Origin of the sequence: Bacillus sp. JH7, assembly GCF_001563515.1 — a bacterium.
GTDB classification, from domain to species: Bacteria; Bacillota; Bacilli; order Bacillales; family Bacillaceae_G; genus Bacillus_A; species Bacillus_A cereus.
The window spans coordinates 58,160-76,817 of record NZ_LPUS01000033.1 but is presented as its reverse complement, the minus strand read 5'-3'; the positions used below and the strand labels follow the sequence as shown (position 1 = coordinate 76,817).

The window sequence follows — 18,658 nt, the reverse complement described above, 5'->3', positions numbered from 1 at the left end:
ACTATTCCTACGAATAGTGCTTCCTCCTTTTTTGTTAGATTGTATATTTAATTTTTTGTTTTTCTTCGTGACGTTCAATCGCTAAACGAATTAGCTCTTCGATTAATTCTGGATACGGTAACCCAGTATGTTGCCATAATAGAGGGAACATACTGAACGGTGTAAATCCTGGCATTGTGTTTACTTCGTTAATATACACTTCTCCATCTTTCGTTAAGAAGAAATCAGCTCGCGTTAAACCTGCACCGTCTAATGATTGGAATGCAATAATTGCATCACGCTTAATTACATTAGATTCTTCTTCTGTCATTTCAGCTGGAATAATTAGCGCCGTATCACCATCGATATATTTCGACTTATAATCATAGAAGTCCTTTTTCGGAACGATTTCACCTACAACTGAACATTTCGGCTCATCATTACCTAGTACCCCAACTTCTACTTCACGACCTACAATATTTTCTTCTACAATAATTTTGCGATCAAATTGGAATGCCTCTACAAATGCATCCTCAAGTTCTTCACGATTTTTACACTTATTAATACCAACACTTGAACCAAGGTTCGCTGGTTTTACGAAGCAAGGATATCCTAACTTATCTTCTACTTTAGAATAAGCTTCCTCACGATTTTTTTCCCATGCACTACGAATGAAGGATGCATATTTTGCTTGTTTTAAACCAGCCTCTGCAAAGATGTTTTTCATAACAACTTTATCCATACCAGCAGATGATGCTAGAACACCATTTCCTACATAAGGGATATTCATTAATTCTAATAGTCCTTGAACCGTTCCATCTTCACCGTTTGGTCCATGTAGTAATGGGAAAATAACGTCAATAGCATTCTCCTCAGAAGCTGCAGATGGGATAATTTCTGTACTTAATGATAACGGAGAAATCGCATTTTCTGCACCGCTCATTTTTAAAGCTTCAACATCTGTTACTTCGCCTTCAATACGCTCACCGCGTACCCATTGACCTTGTTCTGTAATATAAATTGGATGAATCTCGAATTTATCTTGATTTAACGCTTTAATAGCAGCAAGAGCCGTCTGTAGCGAAACTTGATGCTCAGCTGATTTTCCACCATATAATAAACCTAATTTAATTTTCGTCAATGAAATCACCCTAACCAATTGTTTTCATTTTTCTATTTTAGCACTTTTTATAAAAATAGGTAGTTCCTATTTGAAATAAAATGTAACTTCCATAAATAATTAAATAACATCACTTATTGGTTTTTCATTTCATTTTCTATATAGCTACACAAAATAAAATGGCAATCTAATCTAGTTATGTACCTAAAATATGTAGAAATCCCCTTTTTTGTGTATGTCACCTATTCACTAAGAAGATTGTTTGGTTAGTGTTTCTTTTTGCCTTTGCTCCACAAGGCGATCTAAAGAAACATATACAATACCTGCAACTACACATCCTACAGCTAAAATTGTAAATAGAAAGTGACCAAGTAATCGATCTAATAAAAAACCTCCCAAAAGTGGACCAAATGCGCTTCCTGTAATCCACTGCAAACTTGCAGCTCCCATATAAGTCCCTCTCAAATGCTCAGGGGCCAAATTTGCTACAAATGTCATCTGTACAGGCGACATAATCATTTCACCTAACGTATATATAGCATAAACGAACAGTAGTGTTATTAAAATAATTGTAGCATTTGTATTAAATTCTCCAAACCACTTCGGTAACCACCCTATAAAAAATAATCCAATCCCGAATAAACATGCACCATATAACATCGTCTTCCCGACTGGTTTATCCGTAGCCCATTTTGAAATTTGAAACTGGAATAAAACAACTAATAATCCGTTTAACGCCATTAAATATGGATATGGATTATTCGTTCCAAAAATACGCTTCATTTCATTATCAAAATGTAGTGGCAACATGCCTTCCGTTTGAGAAAACCCCATCGAAATAATAATACCTGCTAATAAGTAAATCATTAATGCCTTATCTCGCATTACAATTTTCCAAACTGCCCCAGATTCCTTTTCTTTATGTTCTTCCCTATCTGTCCTTTTTGGCATCGTCTCTTGAATAAGAAGTAATACAAGTAACGCATAAAATAGCATTGTAGAAGAGGCAATAATAAACACAAGGTTCTTTGACAACACAACTACTGATGCTCCCATTATCGGACCAATCGCAGCACCTATATTGTGTCCCATTCGTAATAAACCATATGCCTCTGTTCTTTTTTCTGGTGCCGTTACATCTGCGACCATAGCTGATGCAGCTGGATGAAATAAAGAATTACTCAACCCTAAAAAAATAGATAAAATTGCATATGGAATAAATCCTTCTATAAATAGAAAACCGAGCATTAATAATGCATTACTTGCCATAGAAAATATCATAATAGGCTTTCTTCCATATATGTCAGCAATTCTCCCTCCTATAAGTGATCCAAAGCTTGCAGCAATTGGAGAAAGCGCCATAATAACCCCAACTTCCAACAACGAATCTACCTTATCTTTTAAATATAATGCAAAAAAAGGCATTAACATCATCATTGCAATTCCATTTAACGTCTCTCCAATAAATCGAATCCATACGTTACGGTCCATCTCCCTTAACTCACGCCACGTATTTTTCATCATTCCACCCCTTTAGTTAGCCAACAATTATCTTATAACAAGTTCAGAAAAATGTAAATTTTCAAATAAAAAATCCATTCTAACAGAATTAGAATGGATTTTTTCGCTTATAAATTTGCAACATCTTCATCTTTTTTACTATTATTTAAAGCACTATGTTTTCGGCTATATAAGAAGTAAACCGCTATACCAATAACCATCCATATCCCAAAACTAATCCACGCTGTCCCCGATAATTGAAGCATTAAGTATAAACAGAAAATCACTGTTAATGCTGGTAAAAATGGTACAAGCGGAGCCTTAAATGCCCTTGGTAAGTCTGGATGAGTTCTTCTCATTACGATTACCGCAACAGCTACGAGTGCAAATGCTGACAATGTCCCCATATTTACAAGATGTGCTAAAACATTTAAATCTATTAATCCTGAAATCAGTGCCGCAATAATCCCCGTTGTCCATGTATTTAAAAATGGCGTTTTAAATTTCGGATGAACTTTAGCAAGACGCTTCGGCAGTAAACCATCTCGGCTCATCGCATAAGAAACACGAACTTGCCCATACATCATAACTAGCATTACTGTTGTAATTCCTGTAATTGCTCCTACTGAAATTACCCCCGCTAAACCATCTTGTCCAATAAATTGAAGTGCAAAAGCAACTGGATCTGATATATTTAGCTGGCCGTATGGAACAATCCCTGTCAAAATAAGCGAAACAACGATATAAAGAACTGTACAAATTAATAACGATGCAATAATACCAATTGGTAAATCACGTTGCGGACGTTTCACTTCTTCTGCCGCTGTTGAAACTGCATCAAATCCTATAAATGCGAAGAATACTGTAGCCGCTCCAGCCATTACACCATCTAAACCAAATGGCATAAAGGGCGTCCAGTTTTCAGGTTTCACATAATTAAAACCAGCAAAGATAAAAATAAGAACAACTGCTATTTTAATAAATACCATAATGTTATTTACTCGTGCACTTTCACGAACACCCCTAGATAAAAGAACTGTCATCACTAAAATAATTAGAACTGCAGGTAAATCAATTATTCCACCCTTTCCTGTACCAGGAGCCGAGGAGAGAATAGTCGGAATGTGAATTCCAAACCCCTTTAATAAAGATTGAAAATATGCAGACCAACCGTTTGCTACAGCAGATGTAGCAAGTAAATATTCAAGCATTAAGTCCCAGCCAATTAAAAATGCGAACACTTCCCCCATCGTCGCGTATGTATACGTATACACACTGCCCGAGACAGGAACTGAAGAAGCAAATTCAGCATAACAAAATGCAGCAAAGGCACAAGCTAACGCGGCAATCGCAAATGATAATATAATAGCTGGCCCAGAATGTTTCGCTGCCACAACACCCGTTAGAACAAAAATACCAGTTCCAACAATTGCTCCGATTCCAAGCATAGTTAAATCTAGCGCACCCAATGTTCTTGCTAACGTTTTTTGCTTACTTTCATGCATTAACTTTGCAATTGGCTTCTTTTGAAAAATTTGCTTCATCTTTCACTCCTCCAAGTTTTAAATTTTCTGAAAATTTTTAATTCGCTTTTTTATTTTACTCATTACGCTTTTCCTAGTCAATACTTTTGTCGAAACAAGTAGAAATTCTTCTGAATATGCACGATCCTTATTATTCTTTCTATATATCTTTCCATTATTTTTTTGATATTATTATACATGTCGATTCCGTAAAAAAGGCATGTCCCCTTATTGAGAGCATGCCTTTTTTACTTATTTCACAGTATATGAACCTTGTTCAATCCAGCTATACATATACTTTTCATCTTCTGTTTCATGTGCTTGTTTTACAATACGAAGCGGACGGAATGTGTCTATCATAACAGCTAATTCAAGCGTCTCTTTCTTCCCTATACTTGCCTCTGTTTTCCCCGGATGCGGTCCATGGGGAATCCCGCTCGGATGAAGTGTAATAGAACCTTCTTCCACACCTTTGCGACTCATAAAGTTTCCTTCTACATAGTAAAGAACTTCATCACTATTAACATTACTATGATAATATGGTGCTGGAATTGACTCTGGATGATAATCGTATAAACGTGGTACGAAAGAGCAAATAACAAAATTATGTCCTTCAAATGTTTGATGTACTGGCGGTGGCTGATGAATGCGCCCTGTAATTGGTTCAAAATCCTCTACATTAAATACCCACGGATATAAATAGCCATCCCATCCAACAACATCTAACGGGTGGTGTCCTAAAACATGTTTATGCATATAGCCTCTTGATTTTGTCATTACGACAAACTCGCCTTTTTCATCATATGTCTCTAATTTTTCTGGACCACGAAGATCTCTTTCACAAAACGGACTATGCTCTAACAATTGTCCGTATTCATTTCGATAACGACGCGGCGTTGTAATTTGGCTATTTGCCTCTACAACAAGAAACTTAGTCTCTCCTTCATCTGGAATAACACGATAAATCGTTCCAATTGGAATCGTTACATAGTCGCCTTTTCTATAGTGAATCGTTCCAAACATCGTTTCAATTTTCCCTGTTCCATAATGAACAAATAACATTTCATCGCCATCACCATTACGATAGAAATAATCCATTTTTTCTGTTGGACTCACTACTCCAATTAACAAATCTTCATTTCCAAGTATGAAATTCCGTCCACTTATTGCATCACCACTTTTTTTACTTTCTTTCGTTCGAAAGTGGCGATGAGAAAGAGCAACATCCTCTTCATACTGCAACTGACAAGAATGCGATAATGCAGAATGACCTACTTCTGTTGGCATATAATGATGATACAAAATAGACTGCGTACCAGAAAAACCTTTTGTTCCCATTACCTGTTCACGATAAAGCGACCCATCTTTTTTACGAAATTGTACATGTCGTTTATGAGGTAGTTCTCCCATGTGACGATAAAACATGCCCATCACCCGCTTCCTTTTCTTTTTTGATCGTATTACGTAGTGTACCTAAACCAGTAATCGACAGTTCTACAACATCTCCATCTTGTAGCCACTCTTCTGTACCCAGTTCTAAAATACATCCTGTTCCTACTGTCCCAGAACCAATCACATCTCCTGGATATAACGTAACGTCCTCTGAAGCACGTTCAATCATTTCAGCAAATGTATAGTAAATATCTTGGAAGTTTCCTTTTGATAATAGTTTTCCATTTACATGAGCAGTCATTTCTAAATTATATCGATCACCATTACGATAAACGTCTAATTCCTCTTTCGTAACGAGATGTGCTCCTAATGAAGTTGCAAAGTCTTTTCCTTTCGCTGGACCGAGACCTACTTTCATTTCTGTTGCTTGTAAGTCTCTCGCACTCCAGTCGTTCATAATACAATAACCAAAAATATATTCCTCTGCTTGCTCTCGAGAAATATTTCGCCCTTCTCTTCCTATTACGCAAGCAATCTCCAACTCATAATCAAGCTTTTTAGACTTTTTCGGACCAATTACAAAATCACCGGAACCAATTACAGCACGATGATTAGTAAAATAAAAAACCGGAATATCATACCATTCAGGCACAACATCTAATCCTCTTCGTCCACGAGCTGTTTTTACATGTTGTTCAAATGCGTAAAAATCTCGAATACTACTCGGATTAGGAAGAGCAGCTGTCAATTGTACTTCTTCTAAAGCATATATACCCTTATTTGGATTCTTAATATTCCGCACTACTTCTACATACTCATCCGCTTTCTCTAAAAAATCCATCATAGAAGAAGGGATTTTCCCTTCACTAGCAAGATTCATATCTATTACTTTGTCACCTTCAAGCCATCCAGCCCGTAGTTCTTTTGAAGGAAGACAAAATGTAACAAATTTCATCCTGATTCCTCCTTATAAAAATGAAATTTCCACCAGCAAAGGGACTTTTGCTGGTGGATACAAATCTTATAAGTTTCCGCGACGCTCTTGTTCTCTTTCAATTGATTCGAATAACGCTTTAAAGTTTCCTTCACCAAATCCACGAGAACCTTTACGTTGAATGATTTCAATAAATAAAGTCGGACGATCTACAATTGGTTTCGTAAAGATTTGTAGTAAGTAACCTTCATCATCACGATCTACTAAGATCTTTAATTCTTTTAACTTATCAATTTCTTCATCGATTTTTCCAACTCGTGCAGTTAGCTCATCGTAATAAGTATCAGGTGTATCTAAAAACTCCACCCCATTTGCACGAAGCGCTTCAACTGTTTTAACAATATCACTTGTTAATAAAGCAAGATGTTGTACACCAGCTCCATTATAGAATTCTAGATACTCTTGAATTTGTGACTTTCTCTTTCCGTCTGCTGGTTCGTTAATAGGAAACTTAATACGACTTCCATTCGTCATAACTTTTGACATTAACGCCGAATACTCTGTACTAATATCGTCATCATCAAAATGAATCATTTGTTTAAAGCCCATAACATTCTCGTAATAACTAACCCACTCTTCCATTTTTTCAACATTACCAACTACATGATCAACAGCAATTAAACCAGACTCCTCAAATGGAATATTAAATTCTACCTTTTGGAATCCTGGCATAAATGCCCCTTTATAATTTTTACGCTCTACAAGCGTATGAATTGTATCACCATACGTACCAATAACTGCTTTTTTCAATGTACCGTCCTCATCTGTTAATTCCTGCGGTGGAGCAATTGCGACAGCACCACGTTTCACTGCTTCTGAGTATGCTTTATCAACATCATCAACAAGTAGTGCCACATCCTTCACGCCATCACCATGAGTCTTTACAAACTCTGCAATACGATTTTCACTACTTAAAGCTCCAGACACAACGAAACGCATATTTTTTTGCACAAGAACATAAGATACCTTTTCACGGTTTCCAGTTTCTAATCCAGAGTAAGCTACAATTTTGAATCCGAACGCTCTCGCAAGATAATAACTCGATTGCTTTGCATTCCCTACGTAAAATTCCAAATGATCTACATCACGTACTGGAAAAAAGTCCTCCATTTGTGCAGCTAGCGTATCCATAGATTTTTGTTTCATAATATCTTCATCCCCCTGTAAATAGATTAAATGGTCCATACTTAAAACCAACCGAAAACGCTTCCAACATTAATTAATAGAAATTAGTTAGCAAGCTAACAAATTCTGACCTTTAAAATTTTCTATCTTTTCTGTCAAATTCCTCTTTTTTTCTTACATATAAAATTCGACTTTTTTCTCTTTGAAATAAAGCGGGATTTTATTCAGTGGATTTTTGATTATTCGTTGAATCAAGTTTCAACCGCAGCGTTTAATTAGCCATGAATGCTGGATAATGAGGTAACTTTAATACTTGAGGGTATATAAGAAGAATATAAAAAAGACTCCAACATATTAACTACTTACTAATACGTTAGAGTCTTTATTTTTTTTGAATGATTGTATTTATATATCTCATACTAATACATTTGCAAGGAATAGAATAAATGATGTTAATATTACCGCTCCACCTAAGGATCCTAATAAATCTGTTTTTGTTACTTGAAACACTTGTTCACTGTTCATATCCCTCATTCTCCTTCCTTTTTTGTTTAATTTAAAACTTCTATTATACTAATACACTTGATAAAAATACGATTAATGCTGTTAATACTACCGCTCCACTTGCTGATCCTACGAAATCACCTTTTGTTACTTGTAATACTTGCTCTTTCATATCATTTATCCTCCTTTTTTTCTTTTGTTACAAAGCTTCCATTATACTAATACGCTTGATAGAAATACGATTAACGCTGTTAATACTACTGCTCCACTTGCTGATCCTACGAAGTCACCTTTTGTTACTTGTAATACTTGCTCTTTCATATCTTTCATTCTCCTCTCTTTTTCTTTTATTACAAAACTTCTATTATACTAATACGCTTGATAAAAATACGATTAATGCTGTTAATACTACCGCTCCACTTGCTGATCCTACGAAGTCACCTTTTGTTACTTGTAATACTTGCTCTTTCATATCTTTCATTCTCCCTTCTTTTTCTTTTGTTACAAAGCTTCTATTATACTAATACGCTTGATAGAAATACGATTAACGCTGTTAATACTACTGCTCCACTTGCTGATCCTACGAAGTCACCTTTTGTTACTTGTAATACTTGCTCTTTCATATCATTTATCCTCCCTTTTTATAAGTTATCTATATGTAATTTCTAAGAAATGTTTATTTCATAGTTTTTATGTTAACGTTACATTAAATTTGATAACGTAACGTTTGTAACATTAATGTAACATAACTATTATTACGTTGCAATATAATTACGTAAAATTTATTACACTTTTTTTACGTTTTTTTATAATAACCCTCAAAAACCTTTATTTAATGCGTTTTTCACTAAGTTCACGTTTGTAACATTCGTGTAACATTACAGTCATAAAGTGAAATGTAGTCATATTCCTCTCTATTTTTGTTACAAATTGTTTATTTACCGCCACTAAACCTATCTAATCTTTACTTACTTTTAATATGAGATAAAATACCGTCTTTCCAAGATAAGTTTATATGTTTCCTCTATATAACTATGTATAATAAAAACAAAGAGGTGGTCATTTTGAAATTAATCGCATTAGATATGGATGGTACACTACTATCATCTAATCTTGAAATCTCCAAAGAAAACCTACAAGCAATCCAAACTGCACAAGAAGCCGGTCATATTGTAATGATCTGTTCTGGTCGTGCGAAAGAGGATGCTTTAAAGCTATTGGAAGAATATAAATTATCTCTTCCAGTCGGAGCAAGCAATGGGGCTATTGTTTATGTGGATGGAAAAGTAATTAACTCGCGTTGTATACAAAACGACAAAGTGTACAAACTTGCAAAATTACTAGAATCTGAAGGTTTCCCATATAAGCTATATACAAATAAAGGAGTTTATTCTCCATATACATGGCAAGATCAAGTGATGCAAGCATTCGAAGAAAATAAGCATGCGCTTGATGTTACATTAGAGGAACTTGAACGAATTACAGAAAAGCAAAAGAAATCGAACCTAATTACTGATTTCAAAAAAATAGAAGATGTTGTAAATAACCAAGAACTAGAAATATCTAAATTCTTCATTTTAACGTTTAATGCAGCGCATCGCGCACAGCTATTAAGTATATTACAAGAGGATGCTGATATTATGGTTACAGCATCGGCTCCTACTAACTTAGAAATTATGGATAAGAATGGACATAAAGGAAACGGGATACAGCAGATGGCAGCTCATTTTAATATCCCTATTGAAGATACAGTTGCTATTGGTGATAATTTTAATGATGTACCGATGTTAGAAGTAGCGGGCTTATCTGTTGCAATGGGCAACGCTGAAGAAGATGTAAAAAAGCTATGTGATGTTGTAACACTAACAAACAATGAACATGGTGTTGCTCACGCAATCGAGCAATTTGTATTGAAACAAACTTCATCTAGTAAATAAAAAAAGGACTCTTTCAATTTGAAAGAGTCCTTTTTTATACGTGATGACAAGCAACAAAATGCTCTACACCAACATTACGGAATTCTGGTACTGTTTTTTTACAAACATCCGTTGCAAATGGGCAACGTGTATGAAAACGACAGCCCGAAGGTGGATTTGCTGGACTTGGAATATCCCCTTCTAGTATAATTCGTTCTCGCTTCACTGTTGGATCTGGTATTGGAACAGCTGATAACAATGCTTTCGTATAAGGATGTAGCGGATTGGTAAACAACTCATCACGCGGTGCTGTCTCCACAATCGTACCTAAATACATAATTCCGATTTTCGTACATAAATGTTCTACTACACTTAAATCATGCGAAATGAATAAATAAGATAATCCCCTTTTCTCCTGTAACTCACTAAATAAATTAATAATTTGTGCTTGGATAGATACATCTAGTGCCGCTACAGGTTCATCAGCTACAATGAATTCTGGATTTAATACCATAGCTCTTGCGATTACGATACGCTGACGTTGTCCACCAGAAAACTCATGGGGATACCGGTCAATATGATAAGGAGCTAATCCACATAACTCCAATACTTCAATTACCTTTTCACGCACATTTTCTTTCGTTGCTAATCCGTGGGCCAACATTGGCTCTCCAAGCGCTTCTCCAATTCTCATTCTCGGATTTAATGAGCTAAATGGATCTTGGAAAACGAGCTGCATATTAGGGCGATGTTTTCTTAATTCATCCTTGGATAAAGAATGAACATCTTTCCCTTTAAACTTCACTTCTCCCTCCGTTTTTTGAACGAGGCGTAAAATTGTTTTTCCTATTGTTGTTTTCCCGCTCCCTGATTCACCAACGAGACCAAACACTTCACCTTTATTAATAGTAAAACTTACTCCATCAACTGCTTTTACATGCCCAATTGTTCTACTAAATACGCCACCCTTAATTGGAAAATATGCCTTTAGGTTTTTCACCTCTAATAATGGTTCACTCATTGTTCCGCACGCTCCTCATATAACCAGCAAGCTACTTTATGATTTTCATCATTTACATTTAGATTTGGGGCTTCTTTTTCACATATTTCCATACAATGCTCACAACGCCCACTAAAGTAACAAAATTCACCTAAACCAACTAAATTCGGAACTTGCCCTGGAATAGAATATAGTTTATCTATTCGTTTTCCCATTACTGGTTTTGATTTCAATAATCCTTTCGTATAAGGATGTTTTGGATTTTGGAATATCTCTAGTACTGGGGCTTCTTCAATAACTTTCCCGCCATACATAACGACAACATAATCAGCCATTTCCGCTACGACACCTAAGTCATGTGTAATTAATAAAATCGACGTTTTAAATTCTTCTTTCACTTGTCTTAGTAGATCCAATATTTGAGCCTGAATGGTAACATCAAGAGCTGTTGTTGGTTCATCTGCAATTAATAACTTAGGATTACAACTAAGCGCAACAGCAATCATAATACGTTGTAACATCCCACCGCTCAGTTCATGCGGATAAGAATGGACGATTTCATCAGCGCGGGCTATGCCAACTTTACGAATTAACTCAATTGCCTTCTTATATGCTTCATTTTTACTAAGTAATTCATGCTCTCTTAACGTTTCTACAATTTGCTCCCCTACAGTGAAGACGGGGTTTAGCGATGTCATCGGTTCTTGGAAAATCATTGCAATATCATTGCCTCGTAAACTACGAAGTTCTTTCTCTTTCATTCCTAAAAGACTTTTTCCTTCATATAAAATGTCTCCACCCACTACACTACCAGATTCAGCAATAAGCCCCATAATAGATAAAGCTGTTACACTCTTTCCGCAACCTGATTCTCCTACTACACAAACTGTTTCCCCTTCTCGAACCGCAAAGCTAACATGGTTCACAGCCTTTACTGTCCCCTCGTCAGTTTGAAAATGTGTTTGTAAGTCTTTCAGCTCTACTACCGCTTTACTCATATCTTCTCACCTACCGTCTCATCTTTGGATCTAACGCATCACGAAGTGCATCACCAAGTAAATTAATTGATACAACTGTTATAAAGATTGCAAAACCGGGCGGAATCCATAACCATGGACGCTTTTGGAAATCGATTAATGAGTTAGCTGCGCTAATCATGTTCCCCCATGATGGTGTAGGTGGAACGACTCCAAGACCTAAGTAACTTAGTGCGGATTCTCCCAAAATAGAACCTGCAACACCTAATGTGGATACAACAATTAAAATGGGTAAAACATTAGGTATTAAGTGATATATAATTTTCCGGTAATCTTTTATTCCTAACACATCCGCAGCTTGCATAAATGCTTGCTCCCTAAGTGATAAAATTTGCCCTCTTACAAGGCGTGCAAGCCCTGGCCAACCTACTAGACTTAAAATAATCATAATGACATACAAACGATAATCAGACGGTACTTTCCACTCTGATAAAATCGCACCCATTATAATAAGTAGCGGTAATCCTGGCATTGACATTAAAATATCTGCAAGCCGCATAATAATATTGTCCACAATACCACGATAAAAACCTGCAATCGCTCCTAATAAAGCTCCAAGTATAACCGATAAAACCATTGAAGCTAAACCAATGGTTAATGAAATACGTCCCGCCTGCATAAGCCTTGTTAAAATATCTCTTCCTAATTGATCTGTACCAAGCCAATGAGAAACACTAGGTGGTTTGTTAATGAGCGCAACTTGTATTTTCCCTGATGCATATGGAGAAAAGAACGGACCGATAAAACAAAATAAAAACATAAAAATTAATGCATAAAACCCTACAAGTGCCATCTTATTTTTCTTTATCTTTTTAAAAGCTTGTCGCCATGGTGACGATTCGCTTCTGCTCTTTTTTTCTTTTTTTTCTGTAATTACTGTAACAGTCTCCATTTCTTTCCCCCCTTACTTCAACCGAATTCTTGGATCAACAACTGCATATACGATATCTGCTAAAAAGTTTGAAACGATTGTTAAACAAGAAAGAAACATCGTAAATGCCATCAATACTGTATAGTCACGGAAATTTAATGCTTCTAATTGAATATTACCAATCCCTGGCCAGTTAAAAATTTGTTCAATAATAATTGCCCCAGAAAACAATCCCGGTAATTCAAATGCTAATAACGTAATTGCTGGTAATATTGCATTTTTTAATGCATGCTTATAAATAACCGTCTTCTCCTTCAAACCTTTCGCTCTTGCTGTTCGTATGTAATCTTGTCTTACAACCTCTAACATACTTGTTCTAAAATACCGAGTTAGCGAGCCAACCCCGAGAAGCGTCAAAATAAATACTGGTAAAATCATATGTTTTGCAACTTCTATCACGTAAGCAAATCCTGTTGAATTACTGCCAACATCAATCATTCCACCTATCGGTAATAACTTAAAGTCAACCGCAAACACCTTAATTAAAAACAAGCCGATAAAGAATGAAGGGAATGACATTGCTGCAAAAACACCGATTGTTACAAGTTTATCGAATAAAGAATGTTGCTTCGTCGCCGAGAATACACCGATAATAAGTGCAATTAGCCAAATAAAAAACAATGCCATAATTGCTACACTAAAAGAATTCCAAATAAATTTATTTAATAATGACGTTACAGGCTCTTGATATTGAAGCGAGAAGCCAAAGTCCCCTTGCAATGCATTACCTAACCAATGAAAATAACGCTCAACAATCGGTTTGTTCAACCCATATAATTCCCTCAGTTCAGCTGCTCTTTCCGGTGTAATTTTCGGGTTTGAATCAATATAATCCCCAGGAAGAAGTGCGAACAGGACGAAGATAATAATTGATGTACCAAGCAGTGTAGGAATCATTTGTAACAACCTACGAACAATATATGTTTTCACCCTTTTTCTCTCCAATCTTATGCTTAAAATAGAAGAACATTTTTTCAAAGCGGCACATTACTAACCGAATGAAAAAATGTCTTCTACTTATACATTCTTATCGTTATTTTTCAAATGATAATACTGGTAAGTTTGCACTAATACTGTTGTACTTTTCAGGATCAATTCCTTTTATATTCCCGTTATAACCAGTAATTGTTCTACGGTAGTTTAATAGAATTACTGGTGGATCATCACTTAATTCTTTATACAATTCTTTATAAATAGGTTTACGCTTTTCGATATCTACAGTTTCAATACCTTTTTGAATTAGCTCATCTACTTTTGCATTCTTATAACCAAGACTAGTTTCATTTGCAGTAGACAAATATTCACCAGCTGTTTCACTCGGGTCACTTGTAATCGGTGTCGAAACGGAAGCTAAATCATAATCTCCTTTGTTTACCTTAGAAAGCATCGTATTAAAGTCCATAAATTCAGGATTAAACTCTACACCTATTTCTTTATAATTCTCTTTCGCAATCGGAATTAATAAATCACTATCTTTAGCCGAACTTGGACCGAAATAAGAAAGTTTTAATTTTTGACCATCTTTTTCACGAATTCCATCCGAACCAACTTTCCACCCTGCTTCATCTAATAATTTTTTCGCTTTTCCTTTATCGTATTCGTATTTATTAACTCCTTCTTCCGTATAAGCCCAAGAAGTTGGATGAATTGGTACATTGGCTACTGTACCGTATCCTTTTAACGCTGTATCAACATATTTTTTGCGGTCTAATCCGTAAATAAGTGCTTGGCGAACCTTTTTATCCTTTAAGTAAGGCTTATTATTATTCATATAAATATAACTAAATGACGGCGCTGTTTCGATTTGGATATTTGCGAATTCTAAAGCCTTAACCTGTTCAAGAACCTCATCACCGGTACCTAAGCCAGTATGGTCAACTTCTCCTGTTTGGAATAACTGAAGCTTCGTATCACCAGAAGTAATTTTATAAATAAAGTTTTGAATTTTTGGTTTACCCGCATAATAATTTTCGTTAGCAACAAAACGAACTTCTTGACCTGGAATATACTTTTCAAATTTATATGGACCCGCAGCTAATGGCTTTCCATATAAATCTTTTAAGTAATCTAAGCTTGTATTTTGCTTATAATCTTTTCCATAATAAGCTTTTGATAGTACTGTACCTCCTAAAACAAATATAGCTTGTGAATTCACTTTTTCAGTTGTAATTTTAATTGTTTGTGGATCAACAACTTGAATACCTTCAATTGAAGTTGCTTTTCCTTCTTTATATTCTTTACCACCTTTAACGGCATATTGAGAGATATCTACTTCACCTTCATATGCCTTATCATGTAAAAGCGTCAATGTGAAAGCTACATCATCCGCCGTTAATGGCGATCCATCACTAAATTTCAAATTTTTACGTAAATGGAATGTATATGTTAACTGATCAGAAGAAACGTCCCACTTCTCAGCTAATTCTGGAATTGGTTTCCCTTGTTTATCGGTTGATACGAGAGATGCAAAAATAACTGAAGTTACGTTTCCATCCCAACCATTTTGTTGAAAGTATGGTAAAAATACGCCGCCTGGCTTACTAATACCAACTACTAACGTATCTTTTCTATTCTTCGCTTTGTCTGGCACTTTCGTTTTATCTGTCGCAGCAATCTTTTCAATTTTCACATTTTTTAAATCCTGCTGCTTAACCGGCTCTGTAGAAGCCGTATCCTCCTGTCCCCCACAAGCAGATAACACAAGCGAACTACTCAGTAATACTGAAAATACACCAGCCCATTTTTTTGTCTTTTTCTTCATTGTCCCCACCCTAACTGTTTAATAGTTATACCCTTTGAACTTATTAGCTTATGTATGCCTCCCACAGCACATTTATAGCCAATCGGAAAAGTCGGTTTTAATCAGAAAAAAATAGATGTTTTTGAGGGGTAACAATCTTATTCCGACCTTTCCGGTAGACTTTATGGTTATTAGCTTATATCGTTCATTATGTTTTGTCAATTCTTTCTAAATAAATATTTTGAGAATTTTTCCAAAATTACCACTCTACATTTATACTTTAAGAAAACTCAGCTATAATTCGTATTAAAACTTAAAAATCTACTTCTATTCCTTCAGCATGAAACATAGAATACTAATAACCAATTACCAAAAAGGGGGCGAAAATATGGACAACCTATTCCAATACGTCCTGCACTACGTATTATTAACAATTATGATAGTCGGAGCGCTATTACTATTCCCGTTCTTCCCAAAGTTCGTCCTCTTTTTAGCTTTTTTTATTATGCTCGGGATCGCTATTATAATTTCAACGAGAGAAGATGCCACGCAAAAAGAGAGCAGAGTTCAGCGCGTAAAGCTGTAACTTTGCTCTCTTTTCGTTTCCATTCACTAGTCTCTGTTACACATATTTATCCCGCTATTTGCCGTGCAGTAAGACCCCCACCTCAAAATTCAGCGAAAGCAAAAGAAATTAGGTCTGGGTCGGGGTGCCCGTAAAGGCCCTCACTTTATCTCTCGGGAAATAATTAGCCTTTGTTTTTGTAATTACTCCTATCCAAAAACCACTAATGACATTTATTTTTCACCTTATTATTTTCATATGTTTCACAAGCTATGCAAATTGAGGAACACGGATTTATCTAAGTTACTGTTTCACGTGAAACACATCGCTTCATTTAACCTTTAAAGCAAAATATCATTATGAAGAAAGCCACTTCCTCCAGCAAAACTGAAAGGAAGTGGCTTTCTACTCATTACTCCACAATATTCTCTAATTCATTATATAAATCTGCTCGTAACAACTCTTTCTTCGTTTTTTCCTCATATAATTTTTCAAGTTTTTCAACATCAGCTACATGTTCCATTCCACATTCTATTGCATATATATCTTCTTCTACATGCATTAACTCATTTTCAATCTCTTCAAGATTCCTAGCTTCTTTCTCTTTTACAGGAACCGTTTCAACACTTTTTCTCCCTTGGCGTTTCTGCTTTATTACTTGCTTCTCAAGCTTTTCCTCCCACTTTTGACGAGCCCATGCATAGTTTCCTGCAAACTCAAATAATTTGCATCTATCAATCCAGTACGTCTTTTCAAATAACTTATTTAAAAAATATCGATCGTGTGAAACAGCTAAAATCGTCCCGTTATATTGCTCAAGAGCTTCCTCTAAAACTTCCCTTGATTCAATATCAAGATGGTTTGTCGGCTCATCTAAAATTAGAAAATTGATGTCTTGATACATAAGTTGCGCAAGTCTTAATCTCATTTTTTCTCCACCACTAAGTTGCGTTACTTTCTTAAATACTGCTGGACCATAAAACAAAAACTTAGCTAATATATGTCTTGCTTCTCCCTCTGTTACAGCCACATTCTCTCTGAATGCTTCCAATACATTACTCTTCATATTTTCATATGCATGTTGTGATAAATAACCAATTTTGACACTACTACCAATTCGAATTTCACCAACGTCTGGATTTATTTCTTCTAATAGTAGTTTTAATAATGTAGTCTTCCCTGTACCATTACGACCAACGATAGCAGCACGCTCTTGAAAACGAACATGTAAATTCGCTTGTTCAAATAAAGATCGGCCAGCAAAACCTTTACTCACTTCTTTCATTACAACAACATCTTTTCCGCTTCTCTCTTGCCCTTCAAACTGAAGATCCATCTGTTTTCTTTCTAAAATCGGTCTCTTTAATTTCTCTATACGCTCTAACGCACGTTCCATATTCCTCGCTCTTTTATGCAATCCTTCATTCGGAGGATTCGCTTGATTTGCCCATTCACGTAGGCGCTTAATTGCTTCTTTCATTTTCTTTATTTTCTTTTGCTGCTCTTGATAAGCTTGAAACTCTTGAAGTAACCTTTCTTCCTTCTCCTCAACGAACTGAGAATAATTCGTATGGTACACGTGAATCTCTCCATCTTCCAAATCCAAAATCTTCGTTACAACTTCATCAAGGAAATAGCGATCGTGTGAAATAACCATAACTGTTCCATTATATTCTTTTAAAAATTTCTCTAACCATTCAACTGCAAACAAATCTAAATGATTTGTTGGTTCATCTAATAGAAGTAAATCTGGTTTCTGCAATAGCATATATGCAAGGCTTATTTTCGTCTGTTCTCCTCCACTTAATTCCGTAAATACTCTTGGAAATAAGTTTGTGACTTGTAAGCCATTTGCTACCTTCATTATATTTGCCTCTATTTCATAACCACCGAGAAATGCAAATTTTTCTTGAATTACTCCGTACCTCTCCATTAGCTTTTGCAAAGCAGATTGTTCCTGCTCCTCCGCCATATTTTTTTCTAGAGCATGCATTTCTTTTTCTAATTCCTTTTCTACTTTAAAAGCGGAACTCAATACATCATATACAGTCATGGCCTCATCAAACTTCGGAATTTGTGCGACATGACCAATACGTGTACCTTTCTTCATATGAATGGCTCCTGCATCCAAACTCTCCATTCCCGTTAGAAGCCCAAAGATTGTTGTCTTCCCACTACCGTTACGACCAACTAACCCAACACGTTCACCATTCTTTATTTCAAGCGATATATTTTCAAATATGATGTTTCCACCAAAAGATTTCGTTACATTATTTACACTACAAATAGTCATTTTCCGTACTCCTTTCAATATAAAAAACCATGAGAAAGA

General features: G+C 35.6%; 19 protein-coding genes. 2 read left to right on the top strand and 17 right to left on the bottom strand.

All coding sequences use genetic code 11. The annotated features are described in order from the left end of the window. Nucleotides 1-34: 34 nt before the first annotated feature. The 11 genes from AU379_RS27360 to AU379_RS27310 form a co-directional block, all read right to left on the bottom strand. Complete coding sequence (locus AU379_RS27360) at nucleotides 35-1,120, bottom strand: D-alanine--D-alanine ligase (RefSeq protein ID WP_000161427.1); 1,086 nt, start codon at nucleotides 1,118-1,120, stop codon at nucleotides 35-37. A gap of 228 nt (nucleotides 1,121-1,348) precedes the next feature. After that, nucleotides 1,349-2,620 (bottom strand): MFS transporter, encoded by a 1,272-nt coding sequence (locus AU379_RS27355; RefSeq protein ID WP_000799725.1) that lies wholly within the window; start codon nucleotides 2,618-2,620, stop codon nucleotides 1,349-1,351. 107 nt (nucleotides 2,621-2,727) lie between these two features. Next, the gene (locus tag AU379_RS27350; RefSeq protein WP_030029850.1) at nucleotides 2,728-4,143 is read right to left on the bottom strand and encodes an amino acid permease; all 1,416 of its coding nucleotides are present in this window, start codon (nucleotides 4,141-4,143) and stop codon (nucleotides 2,728-2,730) included. Nucleotides 4,144-4,374: 231 nt separating this feature from the next. After that, nucleotides 4,375-5,547: a homogentisate 1,2-dioxygenase gene (locus tag AU379_RS27345; RefSeq protein WP_013141710.1), complete on the bottom strand. Its 1,173-nt coding sequence runs from the start codon at nucleotides 5,545-5,547 to the stop codon at nucleotides 4,375-4,377. Further along, the gene (locus AU379_RS27340; RefSeq protein WP_000673989.1) at nucleotides 5,513-6,469 is read right to left on the bottom strand and encodes a fumarylacetoacetate hydrolase family protein; all 957 of its coding nucleotides are present in this window, start codon (nucleotides 6,467-6,469) and stop codon (nucleotides 5,513-5,515) included. The genes AU379_RS27345 and AU379_RS27340 overlap by 35 nt, the downstream gene beginning before the upstream one ends. A 66-nt stretch (nucleotides 6,470-6,535) precedes the next feature. After that, nucleotides 6,536-7,654 (bottom strand): 4-hydroxyphenylpyruvate dioxygenase, encoded by a 1,119-nt coding sequence (gene hppD, locus AU379_RS27335; protein WP_000810922.1) that lies wholly within the window; start codon nucleotides 7,652-7,654, stop codon nucleotides 6,536-6,538. Nucleotides 7,655-8,047: 393 nt separating this feature from the next. Next, entirely contained in the window at nucleotides 8,048-8,158 is a 111-nt protein-coding gene (locus AU379_RS27330; protein ID WP_001083690.1) for a DUF3948 family protein, read from the bottom strand. Nucleotides 8,159-8,201: 43 nt separating this feature from the next. Continuing rightward, entirely contained in the window at nucleotides 8,202-8,318 is a 117-nt protein-coding gene (locus AU379_RS27325) for a DUF3948 family protein (RefSeq protein WP_025988984.1), read from the bottom strand. 32 nt (nucleotides 8,319-8,350) lie between these two features. Continuing rightward, nucleotides 8,351-8,467 carry a DUF3948 family protein gene (locus tag AU379_RS27320; RefSeq protein ID WP_000654250.1) on the bottom strand — a complete coding sequence of 39 codons (117 nt, stop codon included), beginning with the start codon at nucleotides 8,465-8,467 and terminating at the stop codon, nucleotides 8,351-8,353. 34 nt (nucleotides 8,468-8,501) lie between these two features. After that, the gene (locus tag AU379_RS27315) at nucleotides 8,502-8,618 is read right to left on the bottom strand and encodes a DUF3948 family protein (RefSeq protein ID WP_000654250.1); all 117 of its coding nucleotides are present in this window, start codon (nucleotides 8,616-8,618) and stop codon (nucleotides 8,502-8,504) included. Nucleotides 8,619-8,652: 34 nt separating this feature from the next. Further along, nucleotides 8,653-8,769: a DUF3948 family protein gene (locus tag AU379_RS27310; protein WP_025988984.1), complete on the bottom strand. Its 117-nt coding sequence runs from the start codon at nucleotides 8,767-8,769 to the stop codon at nucleotides 8,653-8,655. A gap of 432 nt (nucleotides 8,770-9,201) precedes the next feature. Here AU379_RS27310 and AU379_RS27305 point away from each other — a divergent pair, with 432 nt between their 5' ends. Continuing rightward, the gene (locus tag AU379_RS27305; RefSeq protein WP_000766421.1) at nucleotides 9,202-10,074 is read left to right on the top strand and encodes a Cof-type HAD-IIB family hydrolase; all 873 of its coding nucleotides are present in this window, start codon (nucleotides 9,202-9,204) and stop codon (nucleotides 10,072-10,074) included. A gap of 34 nt (nucleotides 10,075-10,108) precedes the next feature. On the opposite strand, the gene AU379_RS27300 is transcribed toward AU379_RS27305, so the two are convergent. From AU379_RS27300 to AU379_RS27280, 5 genes are all read right to left on the bottom strand, one after another. Next, a complete protein-coding gene (locus AU379_RS27300; RefSeq protein ID WP_001294486.1) occupies nucleotides 10,109-11,074 on the bottom strand; it encodes an ABC transporter ATP-binding protein in 966 nt (321 codons plus the stop codon). Beyond that, on the bottom strand, nucleotides 11,071-12,051 hold the full coding sequence (locus AU379_RS27295) for an ABC transporter ATP-binding protein (protein WP_000030767.1): 981 nt from the start codon (nucleotides 12,049-12,051) through the stop codon (nucleotides 11,071-11,073). Before AU379_RS27295 ends, AU379_RS27300 begins: the two co-directional genes overlap by 4 nt. 10 nt (nucleotides 12,052-12,061) lie before the next feature. Next, nucleotides 12,062-12,982, bottom strand: a complete 921-nt coding sequence (gene opp4C / locus AU379_RS27290) for an oligopeptide ABC transporter permease (RefSeq protein ID WP_000451080.1) — start codon at nucleotides 12,980-12,982, stop codon at nucleotides 12,062-12,064. A gap of 12 nt (nucleotides 12,983-12,994) precedes the next feature. Beyond that, nucleotides 12,995-13,951 (bottom strand): ABC transporter permease, encoded by a 957-nt coding sequence (locus AU379_RS27285; RefSeq protein ID WP_044584064.1) that lies wholly within the window; start codon nucleotides 13,949-13,951, stop codon nucleotides 12,995-12,997. 103 nt (nucleotides 13,952-14,054) lie between these two features. Next, complete coding sequence (locus AU379_RS27280) at nucleotides 14,055-15,782, bottom strand: ABC transporter substrate-binding protein (protein ID WP_061140075.1); 1,728 nt, start codon at nucleotides 15,780-15,782, stop codon at nucleotides 14,055-14,057. Between the two features lie 367 nt (nucleotides 15,783-16,149). Here AU379_RS27280 and AU379_RS27275 point away from each other — a divergent pair, with 367 nt between their 5' ends. Next, nucleotides 16,150-16,347, top strand: a complete 198-nt coding sequence (locus tag AU379_RS27275) for a hypothetical protein (protein ID WP_000369254.1) — start codon at nucleotides 16,150-16,152, stop codon at nucleotides 16,345-16,347. A 391-nt stretch (nucleotides 16,348-16,738) separates the two neighbouring features. Here the strand turns inward: AU379_RS27275 and abc-f are convergent, their stop codons facing one another. Next, the gene (gene abc-f, locus AU379_RS27270) at nucleotides 16,739-18,619 is read right to left on the bottom strand and encodes a ribosomal protection-like ABC-F family protein (RefSeq protein ID WP_061140074.1); all 1,881 of its coding nucleotides are present in this window, start codon (nucleotides 18,617-18,619) and stop codon (nucleotides 16,739-16,741) included. Between the last annotated feature and the right edge of the window lie 39 nt (nucleotides 18,620-18,658).

Excerpts from the sequence above, each read along its gene's own strand:
- AU379_RS27355 (WP_000799725.1), bottom strand. The coding sequence starts at position 2,620 with ATGAAAAATACGTGGCGTGAGTTAAGGGAGATGGACCGTAACGTATGG.
- AU379_RS27350 (WP_030029850.1), bottom strand. The coding sequence starts at position 4,143 with ATGAAGCAAATTTTTCAAAAGAAGCCAATTGCAAAGTTAATGCATGAA.
- AU379_RS27345 (WP_013141710.1), bottom strand. The coding sequence starts at position 5,547 with ATGTTTTATCGTCACATGGGAGAACTACCTCATAAACGACATGTACAA.
- AU379_RS27340 (WP_000673989.1), bottom strand. The coding sequence starts at position 6,469 with ATGAAATTTGTTACATTTTGTCTTCCTTCAAAAGAACTACGGGCTGGA.
- hppD (WP_000810922.1), bottom strand. The coding sequence starts at position 7,654 with ATGAAACAAAAATCTATGGATACGCTAGCTGCACAAATGGAGGACTTT.
- AU379_RS27330 (WP_001083690.1), bottom strand. The coding sequence starts at position 8,158 with ATGAACAGTGAACAAGTGTTTCAAGTAACAAAAACAGATTTATTAGGA.
- AU379_RS27320 (WP_000654250.1), bottom strand. The coding sequence starts at position 8,467 with ATGAAAGATATGAAAGAGCAAGTATTACAAGTAACAAAAGGTGACTTC.
- AU379_RS27315 (WP_000654250.1), bottom strand. The coding sequence starts at position 8,618 with ATGAAAGATATGAAAGAGCAAGTATTACAAGTAACAAAAGGTGACTTC.
- AU379_RS27300 (WP_001294486.1), bottom strand. The coding sequence starts at position 11,074 with ATGAGTGAACCATTATTAGAGGTGAAAAACCTAAAGGCATATTTTCCA.
- AU379_RS27295 (WP_000030767.1), bottom strand. The coding sequence starts at position 12,051 with ATGAGTAAAGCGGTAGTAGAGCTGAAAGACTTACAAACACATTTTCAA.
- opp4C (WP_000451080.1), bottom strand. The coding sequence starts at position 12,982 with ATGGAGACTGTTACAGTAATTACAGAAAAAAAAGAAAAAAAGAGCAGA.
- AU379_RS27280 (WP_061140075.1), bottom strand. The coding sequence starts at position 15,782 with ATGAAGAAAAAGACAAAAAAATGGGCTGGTGTATTTTCAGTATTACTG.
- AU379_RS27275 (WP_000369254.1), top strand. The coding sequence starts at position 16,150 with ATGGACAACCTATTCCAATACGTCCTGCACTACGTATTATTAACAATT.
- abc-f (WP_061140074.1), bottom strand. The coding sequence starts at position 18,619 with ATGACTATTTGTAGTGTAAATAATGTAACGAAATCTTTTGGTGGAAAC.